A 17,166-nucleotide genomic window follows, 5' to 3' on the forward strand; every position below is an offset into this window, starting at 1 on the left:
AAGCAAATATTGCCCAACAAAAAACGCCGGGCTAATCTGCTGACAGAGCAGACTAATCCCGGCGCTTTTGGAAACAGTTCTGTTATTTTTTACGCTTTTTTTGTGCAGCATTATTCATTTTGGCAGATTCAACTTCAGCATAAGAGCCGAATTCTTGGCCATATTGATTATTTGCACTTTTATTAGCTTCTAACTTCTTGTTAACAGAATTGTTTTGGTTTTGTTGCACGTTGAACTCAGAAGCAAACTCCCCAGCATAAGTGTCATTTGCACTTTTTGCACGCTTTGCTTTTTGAGCCTGATTTGCTTTAAACTCAGAAGAGAACTCTTGGTTATAATTATGCTTTGCATTGTTATTCGCTTGCGCATTTTTATTACCTAATTTTTGACGACCCATCGCTATCTCCTCCTATTTGTACCTCGTTGGTACACTATTAGTATGGATCAAGCGGCACGTCATATCCTATTCAAATTAAGGTAAAAACACCAGAGCTTAGCACGTTTATATTCTTGCTACATACTCTTTAACCATTTCTTCTGTCACTACTTTACGGCCTGGAATGATGGTATATTTTTGAGACAGCTCATTAATTTCTGCTGTTACAGCATTAATACCGTCTACAGAAAAGGGTTTCCCTTCTTTGCAAAGAAGCACAGCTGCTTCAATAGCTTGCTCGCGTCGAGCTTCTAAGCTTGCAAAAGCACGTACTAATTCGTGTTGTTTTTTAGAATGGGCTGAAATTTCTTTATGTACACTCATGTTCGTTCCTCCATTATATTATGCTGAGTTAGTAAAAATAAGTTAATGTCCTCATAACTGATTTGCTTTTCCGGTAATTCTTTTAAGCTTTTTTCTATCGCTGCAGCTTCTTTCTTAATGCTGTCCAAAAAGTTTTTCATCTTTTCATTAAAAGCAACTTTCCCACTTATCTTGCACTGTACAAATTGCTCAATGATGGATTGCTGCCTATCGTCGAGATTTGCCTGCTTACATAAATCGGCAAATAAAATGACAGGGAAACTGCGCTGCTTTACTACTACTTTCAGTGATAAAAATGCACGAATCAGTTGAAGCATCACTTTTATATCCTCTATTGTAACAGAAGATGTCAGATTTCTTTTACTATTCATCGTTAAAATTTTAAAATAATGATACCCCAATGCTTTTAAGGAATATGATTGAGCCATCATTTGCCGCAGTGGCTCAGCAAACGATGGCTTCTGATAATAAACAAAAGGCGACCATAGCCACTCATAAAGCGAAGGGTTTGATTTTGTAAACAAATAAATGGTTTTGTACAAATCCCACCCTTGCATATCATAATTGCCTTCTGCTACATTAATGACCTCTTGAGGTCTATTGAGATGAAGATAGCGTGATGCTTTATACTTGTATATAAAGCGGACGTCAAAATCACTCGCTAACGTGTCGAGTCCGTAAGCACGGCTGCCTGATTCACATGCAAACAAAATTTCCACATTATATTCTTTTTCAATTTCCTGTAACCGTTTATTTATGTGTGTAGACATAAAAATTAATGATCCTTTCTTTCCTCCAATACATGTTCTAGCACCGTCATTGTACTTACCAATTCTTGAATTGGAAATTCTTCAGACACGGCCGCTTGCAGCTGTTTGTAATAATCATACCATTCTTCAGATACAGACTGTTTATGCGCTAGAACGTACTGATTCACTAAATGGGTATAGTGTGAATGAAGAGCGGCTTCTTCTTTCGCAATGTAGTGATTAACATCCGGCTTAATACGTTCTAGTAAAGCAGCGTGAAGCTTTACTTTCTCATTTTTTTCAAAAAAGCTTTTATTGTTTTTATACAGTGAAAGCTCTTTTTGGTACGATTCATTCTCATCAAATTGATGACTTGTCACAACTTCACTGCCATTTGGAGGCTCTAACGAGTTCAGTGTTGGAGTAAACGTCGGTTCATAGCGGTGTAGCTTTGTAATGATCATTCGATGCCAGTCTTCGATTAATTTTACGATGTATTTTTCGATTCGCAAAGTGGTCGCACGCACTTCTTGCGTTGCATCGAAGGAAATAGACGTTAACAACTCCTGCAAACAAAGGCGCAGCTGCTTTTGCTTTTCACCTCGATCATCCCTTAAGTTCGCCGGACTGAAGGCTTCTTTAAAGAAGTCATCGTACCTCACAAACAGACGTTTTTTTACATAAAATAAGAGCTCTTCTAATTCTCGGTCAAACTGCTGTTGTTCATATTCAAAATGAATTTCATGCAGTTTTGCTGCCACCTGCTCATTTTTTATGTGAAGAGATTGAATATATCGCTTTTTATCCACTTCTGATTTTGTTTGCACCTGTTTCATTTCATTGGAAACTGCTAAAATTTGTTCGAAATCTGCATAGACACTTTGGATAGCAAGCTCTGGTAATTCATAATTTATGAAGCGGTAAAACGCATTTTTGAACGGCAGAAACATTTTATCCTCGTGGTTTTGCAAAGCCTGCAAGCTTGATACCGGGTATAAGTGCGGAAAACGTATACCATACTGTTCAAGCTGTTCTTTTACATAGGTCTGAACTAACTGCAGCTCTGTATCCGAGCTGGCTAGGTCCGCTGCATTTACTAAGAAAAACATTTTATCAAGCGCAAATACATCTTTTACACGGCCAAGCTGAATAAGAAATTCGCGGTCAGCTTTTGAAAACGCATGATTATAATATGTTACAAATAAAATGGCATCTGCATTTTTGATATACTCAAAAGCTACTCCAGTGTGTCTCGCATTGATTGAATCAGCTCCGGGTGTATCAACGAGCGTAATGCCTAAGCGAGTAAATTCACAGTCATAATACAGGTTAATAAATTGAACAAAACACGCTTTTTCTTCTTTGGCTACATAATCATGAAATCCTTCTGTATCCACCACTACTTCTGAACCGATATGCTGCTTGACTTCGCCGTAGCCTTTTTCTACTGCCTGTAAGAACGACAAATGCAGCTGCAGCTCTTCTGTTGCCTGCAGAGTTGGAATAATTGTTAACGCTTCGTCAATTGATTCTACTTCATGGTGAAACAGCTTAAGTGCACCATTTAAATCTTGGATCATCTGCTCGTTTGTTTTCATTTGCACAACAGCTGTTTTATGCGGTCGTTTTTCTGTTGGAGGCATAATTTTATTGATGGTTGCTGTTGTTGGGTTCGGAGATACTGGAAGTAATCTTTCTCCAATCAACGCATTAGCAAAAGATGACTTACCGGCACTGAATGCTCCGAATAAAGCTACAGTAAACGTTTGATTTGATAGCTTTTTACGCTTTTCTTGAAGCCTGGTAATAAAGCGGTCTAACTTTCCAAATGAACGGAGCTGTTCGAGAACAGCTGATACATCTTGAAGAACCTTTTCCGTTCCTGTTTCATGCACAGCTTCCTCAGGCTGTGAAACTAACTGCTGCTCACTCACAGCTTCTTGCTTTTCTTCAGCTTTCATGATGCCTGTTTCATATTCTTCTTGTAACATATATGACAACTCGTTTGTATCTTCTGCCGTTAGGTCGTCATCAGTTTGCTGTAAAGATTGAAGCAAAGCTTTTGTACGTGCCAATTTTGATTTCATTTCCTGAAGAGATGTATATGCTTCTTCAAATACTTCACATTCCTGCAAGTGTTGATAAATTTTTTTACGCTTTAGTTCATCTTGCTCGATTTTGCTCTGTTCAATTTGCGCATAAAGCTCGTATAATAATCGCGTCGCTTTTTTCTTAATATGATCGGCTACATCTTTTGCGTACGTTAAAACATAATCACCATTAATCGTAGCTCCTGCCTTTACGGTTTCAATTAAATCATGCGGCTCTAACGGAATTTCAAACTGCTGAACCTGGCGTATAAGATCCGGATCGGTAAGATTTTGATTTTTCACCAGCTCTTGCACATATTGCTGCAAGTGCCACTGCAGCTGAGAAGCTGCTCGTTCTTTCATATCATCAAAAAATAACATCAGCCGCTCTTTTTTTACTTGCTCGGTCTTTTTCTTAGCAAATAAAAGACCTACTTTAAAATCAGGCTTTGTCGTTTCTAAAAACAGCCTAGCTTTTTCTCTCATTTCATATGGTGTTAAATTGGCGTTGCTTAGTATCTTACCTGTTTCTTGTTGATACGTTTCTGCTAGCTGCTTTTCAGCACGCCTTATTTCCGCTTCTTTTTCGAGAAGCTGCTCTTTATGCTGCTTATTCATTTCATGATTCTCAAGCGTCAGCTTATGGCGCAGCTCGTCATGAATCGTTAACTTTTCTTCTTCTTGGTCTTCAATAAAGGCAAGGTGATCGTCAATTAACATTTGCATCGCATGTTGAATATGCTGATGTCGGTTTTCTTTTTCCGTCATCATAGCAAGTAATAGAGATTTTACGTACGAAAGGTCATTATGACGGTTGGTTGGCTCTTTTAACGACGTATAGAAGATTCCTTCTGGTCTCACATTCCACTTTAAAAATGACGTTTCTACAGATTCTTTAAATGCTTGGAATGTTAGCTGATCTTCTTGGTGTTTATCGATTTGATTTACAATTAAATAAAGCGTTTTATTAGCTTCTTGCAGCTGTTTTGCAAATTGAAGATTTAATTCTGCCTGCACATGATTATAATCCATTACGTAGAAAATAACGTCCGCTAAGTGAAGAGCTGACTCGGTCGATACACGATGTGCATCATCTGTTGAATCAATTCCTGGTGTGTCCATCACCACAACATTTTTAGGAATAGCATCTGTATCTATCGATAAATGAATGGACTCTACTTCATCTCCATCCACAGCAAACTGCTTAATTTGCTCATACTCATAAGGTGCTTCATAACGCACCGGCGGCTGTTTGCGATAATAAACGGTTGCATGCTCATCCCCTGCTTTTACTGATACTAAGTTTGCGCTTGTTGGAATAGGACTTGCAGGCAAAATTGCTTGCCCCATTAATTCGTTAATCATGCTCGATTTCCCAGCCGAAAAATGTCCGCAAAATGCTACAACAAATTCGCCGTTCACCCACTTTTTTAACAGCTGTATTGCTTTTACTGCCTGCTGTTCATCTCCAGCTGCTTGAAATTGCTTATGTAAATGAAAAAGAGATGCTTCCAATCGGAGATTTTCTTGATGTTTCACACTCACTTTACCCATTATTACTCTACCCCTTTTGCCTCATTCAAGACTGTATTTAAATGTGCTCTATCCATCTTCATTTCTGCTTATTCTTTCTCTATTTTACTTGATTCGCATGCGTTTTCCCATAAAAAACTGAATTTTTAGTTACAAAAACAATAAAAAAAGCTGTCAATAATTTGACAGCTTTTTTTATTCATCGCATGTATGTTACGCCTTTTGGGCTTTTTCAATATTTTTCATTACATACGTTGTGACGCCAACATATGTAGCAAGTGCTCCGATCACAAAAAGACTAACCATTACGTCCACCACCGTTTCTACTTGATGAAATTGATAATCTTTATCATTTGTTTCATCTTATCATGAAAGATAATCATTTTCAATTAGTTTTAAGATTTTTTTGCAGGAAAGAAACGTCCCCTGTTTTGCATCACTTCGCCGTAATTTGTTTCATTCGTTAACGCTTGCTCTTCTAAGGGAATTCTGACGGCTAATATACACAAATTGAAAACAGAAAAAATAGCTAACGTCCAGTATGCCTGAAACATAAGCGGAACTAACACCAATTCTGCCGCTACTACTGTATAGTTAGGGTGCTTCATAAAACGATAAGGACCTCTTAGCACAACCTTCGCATTAGGCAAAACGATAATTTTTGTATTCCAATACTTTCCTAACGAAGAAATAGCCCATATTCTTGCAAGTTGCACAAGCACAAAAAAGCTAAACAACAAAAAAGAAAAGTGATACATTCCATCGTTTAACACATACACTTCCGTAAAAAGAGCAGCAAAAAAAGCGGCATGCATGCTTACCATCCATTTGTAGTGACTTTGACCAGCTTCGTATGCTCCCTGCTTCTTCATCCAAGCTTCATTTCTTTTGGCAATAACCAATTCACATAGACGCTGTAAGATAATAAATAAAAAAAAGCTATAAAAAAACAATCGCTTTACCTCCACTCTAATAGAAGCATTTCAGAACTAAATCCAGGGCCAAGAGCTGTTAATAAACCATATTCTTTACTCGGAATTTCTTTCTTCATAAAGCGGTCTAATACATACAAAACGGTTGCCGAAGACATGTTTCCATGGTTTTTAAGTACATCTAGGGAATCAGCAATCATATTTTCGTTTAACGACAGCGTTGATACATATGCTTCAAGCACTTTTTTCCCTCCAGGATGAGCAACAAAATGCTTCAAATCGCGACTGGTCAAATGCTGAGTTTGTAAAAATGACTCAACTTCTCCGCCTAACCACGAATCGATAATCGTGGGAATGTCTTTTGAAAAGACAACAAATAGTCCATCATTTTTAATCTCCCACCCCATTACATCTTCTGAATTGGGCATGAGCGTCGATTGTGTATGTAAAATGTTAGGATAGCTTTTTGCAAGAGCAAAAGTGGTATCAGCTTCGTCACCTGCGACTAAAGCAGCCGCTACTCCATCTGCAAATAAAGACGTACCAATTAAGTTACTTTTTGAACGATCATTTCGCTGAAAAGTTAAACTGCAAAGCTCAATGGATAAAACAAGGACTTTGGCACGCGGAAAGGCTTTGCAATACTCATAAGCTCTTGAAAGCCCAGACGCTCCTCCAGCACACCCTAATCCCCAAATAGGAATTCTTTTTGTATGGTCTGAGAACGCAAGCTTATTCATAATTCGCGCTTCAATGCTAGGCGTAGCTAAACCACTTGTTGAAACATAAAAAACAGCCTCAATTTCTCCACACGGCAAAGGGGTACTTACATGGTTCTTATTTGTTAAGCAGTCTTCAATTGCTTTTGTACCTAATTCAACAGCAGATTCTATAAAAGCATCATTTTTTTCTTCGAATGTATGGTCTTCTTGAAACCAAGATAAGTCTTTAGCAAAATTACGTTTCTCAATTTGACCATTTTGAAAAACGGTTAGCAGACGATTAATATCTTTAAATGATTCAGAAAAAAGTTCTTTTGCAAATAGCAGCGTGTCTTGCTGAGTTAATTCGTAAGGGGGAACTCCAAATCCAACCGAGATAATCTTTGGCATACACTTCACCTCTTTGATTGCGTTACATTTAACATTTGTAATAGCTGGGGATTTATTCAATTCTTTTTTAGTGGAATGGAGGCGAAACATAAAAAAAACTTTCCTGTAACTCAGGAAAGTCTACGTTTTGAAGAAGTGTATGTTTGTTGTGCACTTTTATTATAGCGCAAATAATCTGAATGTACAGATACAATTTATGGATTGACGAAAATAAGTGCTTATTTTTTATGAAAAGAAAATGGACATATAGATTTCATCTACATATTCATTGTTGAAATAAGCTTGTTCTTTCATAACGCCTTCTTGTTCAAATCCTACCTTTTTATACAATTCGTATGCCACTTTATTCGAAGCAAACACAGTTAAAGAAAGTTTATGAAGATGATTTTCTTTGCACCAGTTTAGCGTATAATTCATAAACTGTTTTCCTATTCCCATTCCCTGTGCTTTTGAAATAAGCCATGTACGGAAGAGCCCCGTGTGGCGCTTCATTTTAATTTCGCCTCTAAGAACACGTGCAATTCCAAGCACTTCACCTTCGACTTCAGCTACAACGTACATGTGATTGTTCTTTTCTACTGATGCAATAAAATCTTGCTCTTCTTCGACTGTACGCGGCTCATCTTTTTGAATAAATTCCCCAGCCTCAATAATTTCTCTTACCGCTGTTGTAATATGCTCTGCATCGCTGGCCTGTGCAGGGCGAATAGTGACTTCACGTCCGTCTTTTGCTTTAAATTTCACTATGTTTTTCTCTGCTGTAATCATCTATATCAACTCCTATATTTTTCACCATTCAGTACTACTATTTTGGTTCTAGCTTGGGTAACTTATCAGTGGTAAAGTTCTGCTTTTTATTTCATCTAACAAGCAATCATGTGCATTTGTTGTATTACCCACGCTTTAAACAAAGCTAAACCATTTTTGAAATACTTATTCTTGCACAGACATTCTAGAAATGCAATTAATTGCGTTAAAGAACTATTATTCCAAATTTTCTTTACAAAAGTGCATAAAAAAGAGGCTGGGACACAACGAAACACATGAAAGCTACGTCCATCTCCACAACAAAAAAATACGAACTATCAACCAATAATTTTGATTATTAGTTGCTAGTTCGTATTTCACTTCGAATAAAATATTTTCGTCCCAGTCTCTACTTTTTATTTAAGTCCCATTGAGATATATTTTACTTCTAAATAATCTTCAATACCGTAATGACTTCCTTCGCGTCCAAGACCACTTTCTTTAAAGCCGCCGAATGGAGCTTGAGCTGCAGATGGAGAGCCATCATTTACTCCTACAATGCCGTATTCTAGCTCTTCAGATACAAACGTTGCTTCTTTAATGTTTTCTGTAAATACGTAAGCGGCTAAACCATAAGGGCTATTGTTTGCTCGTTCTACGGCTTCTTCTACTGTTTTGAATGTTGCTACAGGTGCCAATGGTCCAAACGTTTCTTCAAACATGCAATTCATGTCATCAGTTACATTTGTAATAATTGTCGGCTCCATAAAGAAGCCTTTTTTAGTTGTTATAGCTTGTCCGCCAACCACAACTTTAGCTCCTTTACTTTTTGCATCCGCAATTTGTGCTTTTACTTTCTCAACCGCTTTGTCGTTAATTAACGGTCCAACTTGTGTACCTTCTTCTAATCCATTTCCTACTGTTAATTCCGCCGCTTTTGCTGCAAATTTTTCAACAAAAGCATCTGCAATGGATTCTTGTACATATACGCGGTTTGTGCAGATGCACGTTTGACCTGCGTTGACAAACTTAGAAGCAATTACGCCGTTTACAGCAGCGTCTAAATCTGCATTTTCTGTTACGATAAACGGTGCGTGACCGCCTAATTCCAGCGATAATTTTTTCACAGTATCCGCAGCACCGCGCATTAAATGTTTACCAACCGCTGTTGAACCAGTAAATGTTAATTTGCGAATGCGTCCGTCTTTTTGCCATGTGTCACCAATAGCTGCTGCATCTCCAGTAACAACATTGATCACACCTTTTGGAACTCCCGCTTCTTCTGCGAGCTCTACTAAACGATATGCTGTAAATGGTGTTTCTTCAGATGGTTTTAGAACAATTGTACATCCTGCTGCAAGAGCTGGGGCCACTTTACGCGTAATCATTGCTGCAGGGAAGTTCCATGGTGTAATAGCTGCTACAACGCCGACAGGCTGTTTTTTAACCGTAATACGTTTATGCGTATGATGAGCTGGAATCGTTTCACCGTATACACGCTTTCCTTCTTCAGCAAACCAAGCAATATAATCATTACCATACTGCACTTCACCTTTTGCTTCTGCAAATGGTTTGCCTTGTTCCGTTGTCATAATTTCTGCTAGTTCATCTTTATGATTTTCAATTAGTTGATGCCATCTCATTAAAATAGCACTGCGCTCTTGAGCGGTTCTTTTCGACCATGTTTTAAAAGCTGCAGCCGCTGCATCAGCGGCAAGTGCTGCTTCCTTTGCGCCTGCCTTTGGAATTTGTCCTATTACTTCTTTTGTTGCTGGATTAATCACATCAATTTTCTCTTCTGTTGTTGTCCATTCACCGTTAATATATAGTTTGTTTGGATACATCATTCATCCTCCTAGTTGTGTGAATTTCTTTGTGCTGTGTTAACTACACTATATACACTAGCATCTTCATTGATTTATGAGAACTTCCCTTCTATACTATGGGTATAACAAAAGGTTATAGGTGATAAATATGAAAACAGAATGGCTTGAGTCTTTTATTGAAACAGCCAAAACAAAAAGCTTAAGCAAAGCAAGCGAACAGCTGCATATGACGCAGCCCGCGCTCAGTAAGCAAATGAGAAAACTAGAAGAAAATTTAGGAGTAACATTATTTATTCGCTCCGCTACAGGAGTAGAATTAACCTCAGCAGGTAAAATCCTTTTACAAGAAGGTGAATCCATACTATCAAGCGTTCATGCTCTTCAAAAAAAATTAGTGTCTACGCAAGAAGCCTGTGATTTAACTATTGGAACGTGGCAAAGTATGGCTGCTTTTTACTTACCTTATCAACTGGCTTCTGCTAAAGACCACAATCGCCATATTGATATAAAAATCTCGCATCACTATTATGATTTATTGGAGCAGTTAGAAAGCAATCAAATTGACGGGGCTTTATTTGATGATCGAGAGGTTCAACATACTTATTGGTCAAAACTATTGTTCAAAGAAGACTTTTATTTATTTGTGAATGATCAGCACCCGTTAGCCGAAAAAGAAAGCGTATCATTTGAAGATTTCAAAGAAGAACCCATTGTAGTCCTCCCCCCAGGGTGCGATGTTCGGACACTAGTAGAAAAAGCGTACAAGCGTCATAACTTAAAAATTTCCATTGCCAATGAAATTGAATTTGCGCAAAGTATTATGGGGTTTATTTCAGCTAATTTAGGTATTTCAATTCTCCCTGAAATTTTTATGCGCCATTTACAAAGCTCAAACATTAAAGCGTTACCCATTACAGACTTCAAATTCAAAAGAGAAATTTCATTAGTGGCAAAAAACCCTGACGTGGGGAAAATGCTTTATACACTGTTTTTCAAAACACGGTCTTAATAGGAAAGACGAACAAATTGGATGAATGATTTACTATGGATCGCTTGTCGCCCCATGACAATGAAAAGATCCGAACGATTAATCGTTCGGATCTTTTTAACTAAAATACTTTTGTTCTAGCCTCTTTTTATTTCGATACTACTTCGTTTGTTAACTTTGTTTCTGCAACTTGCGTACGTGGTGATTTCATCATATTAAAGACAATATTTAAAAAGATTGCTGTAAAACTCCCCATTACAATACCGCTTCCAGTAAGCACTTGAAGACTCTCTGGTAAGTTTTTGAAGAGTTCAGGCACAACCGTCACCCCTAGACCCATGCCAACCGAACATGCAATCACAAGAAGATTTTCTTGTTTGGCTAAATCAACTTGACTAAGGATTTTAATACCTGAAGAAATTACCATTCCAAACATAGCTACCATTGCTCCTCCAAGTACAGAGCTCGGGATAACTGTCGTCACGGCTGCGATTTTAGGTAGAAAACCCAAAACGATTAAAATTCCACTCGCTGCAAATACAACATTTCTTGTGCGAACACCTGACAACTGTAAAAGTCCTACATTTTGAGAGTACGCTGTATAAGGAAATGCGTTAAAAAATCCGCCTAATAAAATCGCCAATCCTTCTGCACGATAGCCTTTAGACAAATCTTTTTCATCCACTTCTTTTTTACAAATATCACTAACAGCAAAATAAACGCCTGTTGACTCGACAATGCCAACAAGTAAAACAAGAAACATTGTCAGAATGGCCATAATATTAAAAGTTGGCATCCCAAAGTACAGCACATGTGGCATATGAACCCACGCTTCTTCTTTTACGCCGGAAAAATCGACTTTTCCCATAAAAGACGCTGCAATTGTTCCAACAACTAATCCTAATAACACAGAGACGGATCGCATAAACCCTTTTGTAAATCGGTACAGAACAATAATTAATAGCAAAACGCCAAAACCTAAACCTAAATTGCTCAAGCTGCCAAAATCTTTACTTCCTTCTCCTCCGGCTAAATCTTTTATCGCTACGGGAATTAACGTAATTCCAATAATCGTTACAACCGAACCTGTAACTAAAGGAGGAAAAAACTTAACCAATTTACCTAAAAAAGCAGAAAGAAGGACGATGAGTAAACCAGCCACGATAATAGAACCATATATGGAGGAAACGCCGTAAGAACCTCCAATTGAAATCATAGGTCCTACGGCAGTAAACGTACACCCTAATACAACTGGAAGACCAATTCCAAAAAAACGATTTTTCCATACTTGCAGTAACGTTGCCACCCCGCACATAAATAAGTCAATCGCCACTAAATACGTAAGCTGCTGCTGAGTCAAGCCAATGGCTCCTCCAACAATAAGCGGAACAACAATCGCACCTCCGTACATAGCTAAAACATGCTGTAAACCAAGTGAAAAGACTTTTCCTTTATTCATATTAAACCTCCACTGTTGGTTTATCTTCAGCAAATGTCACTTTACCATTTGATAAAGACTGAATGCGTGCTAATGATTCTACTTTAACGCCTGATTTACGAATTTGTTTTCCTCCATCTTGGAACGCTTTTTCAATAACAATACCAATGCCGCCTACTTTAGCACCTGCTTTTTGCACGATATCCATCAAGCCGAATGCAGCTTGGCCGTTTGCTAAAAAGTCATCAATAATTAAAATCACGTCATCTTCTCGAATAAATTTATCAGCAACTGAAATTTCATTTTCTTCTTTTTTTGTAAATGAATATACTTTTGATGTAATGAGTCCGTCTTGAAGTGTTAAAGATTTTCTTTTTCTAGCAAACACCATCTCAACGTTTAGCTTCAATGCGGTCATAATCGCTGGAGCAATTCCTGATGATTCAATCGTTAAAATCTTCGTAATTCCTGCATTTTCAAAACGCGAAGCAAATTCTTCTCCAATTTCTTTCATTAATACAGGATCCATTTGGTGGTTTAAAAATGTGTCTACTTTTAAAACCGTGTCCGATAATACGATACCATCTGTTAAAATTTTGTTTTGCAAAGCTTTCATAGTTCGTTCCTCCAACGTTTGTATTAAAAAAGCTCAAAAACATAGCTGCACTCGTATATGAGTAGAGCAATGTCTTTGAGCTGTTACGCACAAAAGTGAAAAACAAACTTCATCGCTCACCCATAGTCAAACTATTTACGGTAGTTTGGTAGATACTTACGAGCCTTATTCTCGTCATTATATGAGTGCGTTATTGAGTTAATTGTATTATATCAGCAAATCTTTTATTTGAAAATATCTAAAACAGATATTTTCGAACATTTACTTGCGACACAAAACATAATATTCGGTTATAGCGCTTTTTATACGTGATAAATTTCTCCATATTTCTTTTCTAGATACTGAATTAAATAATCTACATTTAAGCCTTCTCCCGTTACATCGTTTAAAATTTCAAGAGGCTTTTTCATTTTTCCGTACTGATGAATATGTTCTGTTAGCCAATTTGTAATCGGCGAAATTTCTCCTTTTTCGAGAAGTTCATCATAATTAGGCAAGTCTTTTAACATGGTATGCTTAAACTGCGCTGCGTACATATAGCCAAGAGCGTAGGAAGGGAAATACCCAAAGCTTCCTCCAGCCCAGTGTACGTCCTGAAGCACGCCTTCTCCATCGTGACTTGGACGAACTCCTAAATATTCTTCGTATTTCTCATTCCAAATTTCCGGTAAATCTGCAACTTTATATTCTCCGTTTATTAATCCTTTTTCAATCTCATAGCGAATCATAATATGAAGAGGATACGTTAACTCATCTGCTTCAATGCGAATAAGCGACGGTTTCGCCTCATTTACTCCTCGGTAAAAATCTTCTAAAACTACATCGTCAAATTGTCCTGGCGCATGCTTTTTTAGTACGTCGTAATGATGCTGCCAAAATGCTTTATTTTTCCCGACAAACTGCTCAAAAAACAGCGACTGTGATTCATGAATTCCCATTGAAGTACCTTCACATAGAACCGTACCGACAAGATTCTTTGAAATATTCTGTTCATATAAAGCATGGCCGCATTCGTGAATTGTTCCAAAAATAGCCGTTCGAAAATCGTTTTCGGCATATTTAGTCGTGATGCGCACATCTCCCGGGTTTAGGCCAGTAGCAAAAGGATGGACTGTTTCATCAAGTCGCCCCGCTTCAAAATCATAGCCAAGCGTTTTTAACACGTCTAGACTAAATTGCTTTTGCGCTTCTTTTGGGAAAGTACGGAATAAAAATTCCGTATTTGGCTTTGTATTCGACCCGGCGATTCGCTGAACAAGAGGCACAATATGCTCCCGTAGCTTTCCAAATACCTCGTCTAAGATTTCAACCGTCATCCCCGGTTCAAAAAGGTCCAATAAACGGTTATATTTGTTTCCTTCATAACCCCAATACTCCACAAACTTCTGATTGAACGCTACAATTTTTTCGAGGTACGGTTGAAATAAAGCAAAATCTGCTTTTTCTTTTGCGTCTTCCCAAACCGACTCCGCTTTTGAAGTTAACGTAACGTATTCTTTATATTCATGCGGAGGAATCTTTTTATTTAAGTCATATTCTTTTTTACATTCTTCCACTGCTTTTTTCGTAATATCGTTTATGTAAGGCTGTGACTCAGGGTTCGTTAATTTCTCAATAAAACCTGCCATTTCATCAGAAACAGAAAGATTGAACGCTTCTGATGACATCATGCCAATAACTTCAGAACGCTGATCCGCCCCTTTTTTTGGAGCACCCGTCCTCAAATCCCAGTACATCACTCCGATTGCCTCGTGATAACTTTTGATTTTATTCATGTATTCATAAAACTGTTTCTCAATTTTCTGTATGTCTTCTCTCATTGTTTTTCCTCCTTACTTTCCTTATTTCACCATAAATTATTTTATCATAATAGTAACGGCGTGTATATAACTGAATATTCAATCTATTATGCATATAAAAAAGCGCGGCTACAACCGCGCTTTTTTATATGTTTTCTATTTTCGTTGGGACATTTTGTTCAATGATTGAACGCACTTTTGAATCTGTGCTTTTTGGCATAAAGATCGTGATTAGACCCTTATCGTTATGAGAGCGAATCAGTCTTCCAACTCCTTGCTTTAAGCGAAGAAGCATATAAGGCATATCTGCATCCCAGAATGGATCGACTACTTGATTGCGCTTTGCTTCAAAGACCGGATCATTTGGTGGATACGGCAGAGACCAAATAATTACATTAGATAGCGAAGGTCCAGGAATATCCAATCCTTCCCACAAATGAACAGCGCATAAAATTGTTTCTTCTTCCCTTTGGAACTGAGATACTAATTTACTGATTTCTTGATCGCCTTCAAATAAAAATGTGTACTGATTTAACTCTTTGGAAACTTCTTTGAACATCTCTAGTTCTTCTTTGCTGTTAAACAGTAAAAGTGCCCGTCCGTTCGTTTTTTCGAGCTGTGCAACAGCAAAGGCGAATTTTTCAGCAAATGCTTCTTCTTGATCATCCGAAACATTTTTTACCGCAATTTTCATTTGCTCATCATAATCAAATGGCGATTCAACAGAAAAAGAAAGCGGCTTTGCAATTCCTAAGCTATATGCTAAATAATCGAACGATTGGTTATCTGAAAGAGTGGCAGAAGTGAAAATATATGGTATTTTCTTTGCAAATACTCGTTCTTTTAAGACGTCTTTTACTGCTTGCGGCATAATAACCAACGTCAGCTGCCAGTTATTTTCTTCTACCCAGTAGATGGCATTTTCGTTGTCCATAAATAAGCGCAGCGAATAATCAATTTGATCCAGGTACTCATCTACAATTCGCAGCGTATATTCGTCTACTGTATAGGTCTCACTCTCAAACACAAGCTCGTTTCCGATATGCTCAAGCAGCGATAAAAGTTCTTTTCCTACACTTTGTAATCCGTTTGTACGGGCTACTTCTTTACGGCTAGAACCAACGATTTCTGTACTTGCTTCACTTAAACGGTCAAAGAACATTGCATATACATCGATAGCATGCTCGATCTTCACAGCAAATTCTTCTCGCACGTCATTTTCTAATAGACGCGTTAACAAGTTTTCTAACGTATCTTCTTGAATGCGATATGTTAAAGCCTTTTGTGCAGCAAATTCCAGCAGGTGACCTTCATCAAATACAACACAGCTGCTTTCAGGAAGAAGGGGAAGCTGTCCTTCACGCTTGCGGGCTTCATATGTCCAAATGTGCTCCATGTAAAAATCGTGAGAGCAAATAATTAAGTCATGTGCTTTTCTATAGTGCTCACGTGAAAGCGTTAAGCCGCATCTATGACGCTGCTCACAGGAAGAGCAGTCTTGAAACGTATCCCAGTTAATTTGATTCCATTCCTCATCCGTTAAATGAGGATATTCTTTACGGTCTCCGTAGTGATAGAACGACTGCATACCGCTATGATCATGAACAAAATCAGGAAGCGTATCGTAAATTTCTTCAATGTTTTCATTATCTGTTCGTGCTGTCACAGCATCTAATTTCTTTAAACACAGATACTGATCTTGAGATTTTGCTAGGCGAACATCCATGTTAATATCTAAAATACCAGAGAGCTTTGCAATGTCTCCTTCGGCTTTTACTAACTGTTCAATTAATGTTTCATCCGCACAGGCAATAATAGCTGGCTTGCCAATATACCTTGCATAACAAATAGCGTACAGTAAATACACAATAGTTTTCCCTGTTCCTACACCTGCTTCTGCAAAGATTACATTTTTTTCTTTAAAAGCTCGTTCGATTTGAAAAGCCATAAAAATTTGTTCATCCCGAAGTTCTAACCCAGCGTCTGGAAGATGATCATAAAAAACATCACCTATCCATTCATTTAATTTGTCAAAAAAGTTTTCATCCCGCTCAATTGTAAAAGGCAACCGCTCTCTCATCATCGATACTGACTCCTTTATTTATGTAAATATCTATCAATAAAAATTAGCTTCACTTCTTTTTATCTAGTAAATTTCTCATGTAAGCAAAACTTAATTATTGACTACTTTATCTAAAATGTCAATAAAAAGAGCTGAACATAAAAAAGTTCTGCCTGTAAGGACAGAACCTTTTTGTATAAAAGCTGAGTGTATAGAACGCAAACGGAATAAGTGCTATTAAAAATTAATTACAGCGGAATTTTGAGTCCGTGGACTGAGACAATAAAAAGGCCGCTTCATACTCGGCTTTTGCTTGTTCCAGCTGAGTAAGCGTCTCTCCGCTTACTTCTATTCCCTGCTGCATTAAATGATAGCTGTTTTCCAACGCTTGACGAATCATAGTGAACTCCGTGTTTCTATCCATTTATAAACATCCTCTCTCTGTAGTGCTTACTATAAAAGTGAATACTATCATTCTATACACCAGCTGTTTATTTTATTCTCAAAACCAGCA

Annotated in this window: 14 protein-coding genes and 1 riboswitch; of the genes, 1 reads left to right on the forward strand and 13 read right to left on the reverse strand. The window is 37.7% G+C overall.

Going from position 1 to position 17,166, the window contains the following annotated elements; all coding sequences use genetic code 11:
- Positions 1-82 precede the first annotated feature (82 nt).
- The 8 genes from AC0KUU_RS13000 to AC0KUU_RS13035 all read right to left on the reverse strand — a co-directional run bounded on the left by AC0KUU_RS13000 (position 83) and on the right by AC0KUU_RS13035 (position 9,767).
- Positions 83-397 carry a hypothetical protein gene (locus AC0KUU_RS13000; RefSeq protein ID WP_013056168.1) on the reverse strand — a complete coding sequence of 105 codons (315 nt, stop codon included), beginning with the start codon at positions 395-397 and terminating at the stop codon, positions 83-85.
- 105 nt (positions 398-502) lie between these two features.
- Positions 503-760 (reverse strand): DUF2533 family protein, encoded by a 258-nt coding sequence (locus AC0KUU_RS13005; RefSeq protein ID WP_013082381.1) that lies wholly within the window; start codon positions 758-760, stop codon positions 503-505.
- A complete protein-coding gene (locus AC0KUU_RS13010) occupies positions 757-1,530 on the reverse strand; it encodes a nucleotidyltransferase domain-containing protein (RefSeq protein WP_322551893.1) in 774 nt (257 codons plus the stop codon). The genes AC0KUU_RS13005 and AC0KUU_RS13010 overlap by 4 nt, the downstream gene beginning before the upstream one ends.
- 5 nt (positions 1,531-1,535) lie before the next feature.
- The gene (locus AC0KUU_RS13015; RefSeq protein WP_322551892.1) at positions 1,536-5,153 is read right to left on the reverse strand and encodes a dynamin family protein; all 3,618 of its coding nucleotides are present in this window, start codon (positions 5,151-5,153) and stop codon (positions 1,536-1,538) included.
- A gap of 374 nt (positions 5,154-5,527) precedes the next feature.
- The gene (locus tag AC0KUU_RS13020; protein ID WP_322551891.1) at positions 5,528-6,085 is read right to left on the reverse strand and encodes an isoprenylcysteine carboxyl methyltransferase family protein; all 558 of its coding nucleotides are present in this window, start codon (positions 6,083-6,085) and stop codon (positions 5,528-5,530) included.
- Between the two features lie 5 nt (positions 6,086-6,090).
- A complete protein-coding gene (locus AC0KUU_RS13025; RefSeq protein WP_043979421.1) occupies positions 6,091-7,176 on the reverse strand; it encodes a type III polyketide synthase in 1,086 nt (361 codons plus the stop codon).
- Between the two features lie 225 nt (positions 7,177-7,401).
- Positions 7,402-7,944, reverse strand: coding sequence for a GNAT family N-acetyltransferase (locus tag AC0KUU_RS13030; RefSeq protein WP_162213885.1), 543 nt, complete (start codon positions 7,942-7,944; stop codon positions 7,402-7,404).
- A gap of 395 nt (positions 7,945-8,339) precedes the next feature.
- On the reverse strand, positions 8,340-9,767 hold the full coding sequence (locus AC0KUU_RS13035; RefSeq protein ID WP_473452352.1) for an NAD-dependent succinate-semialdehyde dehydrogenase: 1,428 nt from the start codon (positions 9,765-9,767) through the stop codon (positions 8,340-8,342).
- 130 nt (positions 9,768-9,897) lie between these two features.
- Here AC0KUU_RS13035 and AC0KUU_RS13040 point away from each other — a divergent pair, with 130 nt between their 5' ends.
- On the forward strand, positions 9,898-10,758 hold the full coding sequence (locus AC0KUU_RS13040) for a LysR family transcriptional regulator (RefSeq protein WP_043979426.1): 861 nt from the start codon (positions 9,898-9,900) through the stop codon (positions 10,756-10,758).
- A 127-nt stretch (positions 10,759-10,885) separates the two neighbouring features.
- Here the strand turns inward: AC0KUU_RS13040 and AC0KUU_RS13045 are convergent, their stop codons facing one another.
- From AC0KUU_RS13045 to AC0KUU_RS13065, 5 genes are all read right to left on the reverse strand, one after another.
- Positions 10,886-12,196: a nucleobase:cation symporter-2 family protein gene (locus AC0KUU_RS13045; RefSeq protein WP_013082372.1), complete on the reverse strand. Its 1,311-nt coding sequence runs from the start codon at positions 12,194-12,196 to the stop codon at positions 10,886-10,888.
- Between the two features lies 1 nt (position 12,197).
- A complete protein-coding gene (locus AC0KUU_RS13050) occupies positions 12,198-12,791 on the reverse strand; it encodes a xanthine phosphoribosyltransferase (protein ID WP_028414042.1) in 594 nt (197 codons plus the stop codon).
- 103 nt (positions 12,792-12,894) lie between these two features.
- Positions 12,895-12,996: riboswitch (purine riboswitch) on the reverse strand.
- A 97-nt stretch (positions 12,997-13,093) separates the two neighbouring features.
- Complete coding sequence (locus AC0KUU_RS13055; protein WP_097823960.1) at positions 13,094-14,611, reverse strand: carboxypeptidase M32; 1,518 nt, start codon at positions 14,609-14,611, stop codon at positions 13,094-13,096.
- Between the two features lie 124 nt (positions 14,612-14,735).
- Positions 14,736-16,673: an ATP-dependent DNA helicase gene (locus AC0KUU_RS13060; RefSeq protein ID WP_025749341.1), complete on the reverse strand. Its 1,938-nt coding sequence runs from the start codon at positions 16,671-16,673 to the stop codon at positions 14,736-14,738.
- A gap of 223 nt (positions 16,674-16,896) precedes the next feature.
- Positions 16,897-17,076, reverse strand: coding sequence for a hypothetical protein (locus AC0KUU_RS13065; RefSeq protein ID WP_016763491.1), 180 nt, complete (start codon positions 17,074-17,076; stop codon positions 16,897-16,899).
- Positions 17,077-17,166 lie beyond the last annotated feature (90 nt).

It is taken from the genome of Priestia sp. ST2, from assembly GCF_055810735.1.

Coding starts and splice junctions, on each gene's coding strand:
- AC0KUU_RS13000 (WP_013056168.1), bottom strand. CDS start 397: ATGGGTCGTCAAAAATTAGGTAATAAAAATGCGCAAGCGAATAACAAT.
- AC0KUU_RS13005 (WP_013082381.1), bottom strand. CDS start 760: ATGAGTGTACATAAAGAAATTTCAGCCCATTCTAAAAAACAACACGAA.
- AC0KUU_RS13010 (WP_322551893.1), bottom strand. CDS start 1,530: ATGTCTACACACATAAATAAACGGTTACAGGAAATTGAAAAAGAATAT.
- AC0KUU_RS13015 (WP_322551892.1), bottom strand. CDS start 5,153: ATGGGTAAAGTGAGTGTGAAACATCAAGAAAATCTCCGATTGGAAGCA.
- AC0KUU_RS13025 (WP_043979421.1), bottom strand. CDS start 7,176: ATGCCAAAGATTATCTCGGTTGGATTTGGAGTTCCCCCTTACGAATTA.
- AC0KUU_RS13030 (WP_162213885.1), bottom strand. CDS start 7,944: ATGATTACAGCAGAGAAAAACATAGTGAAATTTAAAGCAAAAGACGGA.
- AC0KUU_RS13035 (WP_473452352.1), bottom strand. CDS start 9,767: ATGTATCCAAACAAACTATATATTAACGGTGAATGGACAACAACAGAA.
- AC0KUU_RS13040 (WP_043979426.1), top strand. CDS start 9,898: ATGAAAACAGAATGGCTTGAGTCTTTTATTGAAACAGCCAAAACAAAA.
- AC0KUU_RS13045 (WP_013082372.1), bottom strand. CDS start 12,196: ATGAATAAAGGAAAAGTCTTTTCACTTGGTTTACAGCATGTTTTAGCT.
- AC0KUU_RS13050 (WP_028414042.1), bottom strand. CDS start 12,791: ATGAAAGCTTTGCAAAACAAAATTTTAACAGATGGTATCGTATTATCG.
- AC0KUU_RS13055 (WP_097823960.1), bottom strand. CDS start 14,611: ATGAGAGAAGACATACAGAAAATTGAGAAACAGTTTTATGAATACATG.
- AC0KUU_RS13060 (WP_025749341.1), bottom strand. CDS start 16,673: ATGATGAGAGAGCGGTTGCCTTTTACAATTGAGCGGGATGAAAACTTT.
- AC0KUU_RS13065 (WP_016763491.1), bottom strand. CDS start 17,076: ATGGATAGAAACACGGAGTTCACTATGATTCGTCAAGCGTTGGAAAAC.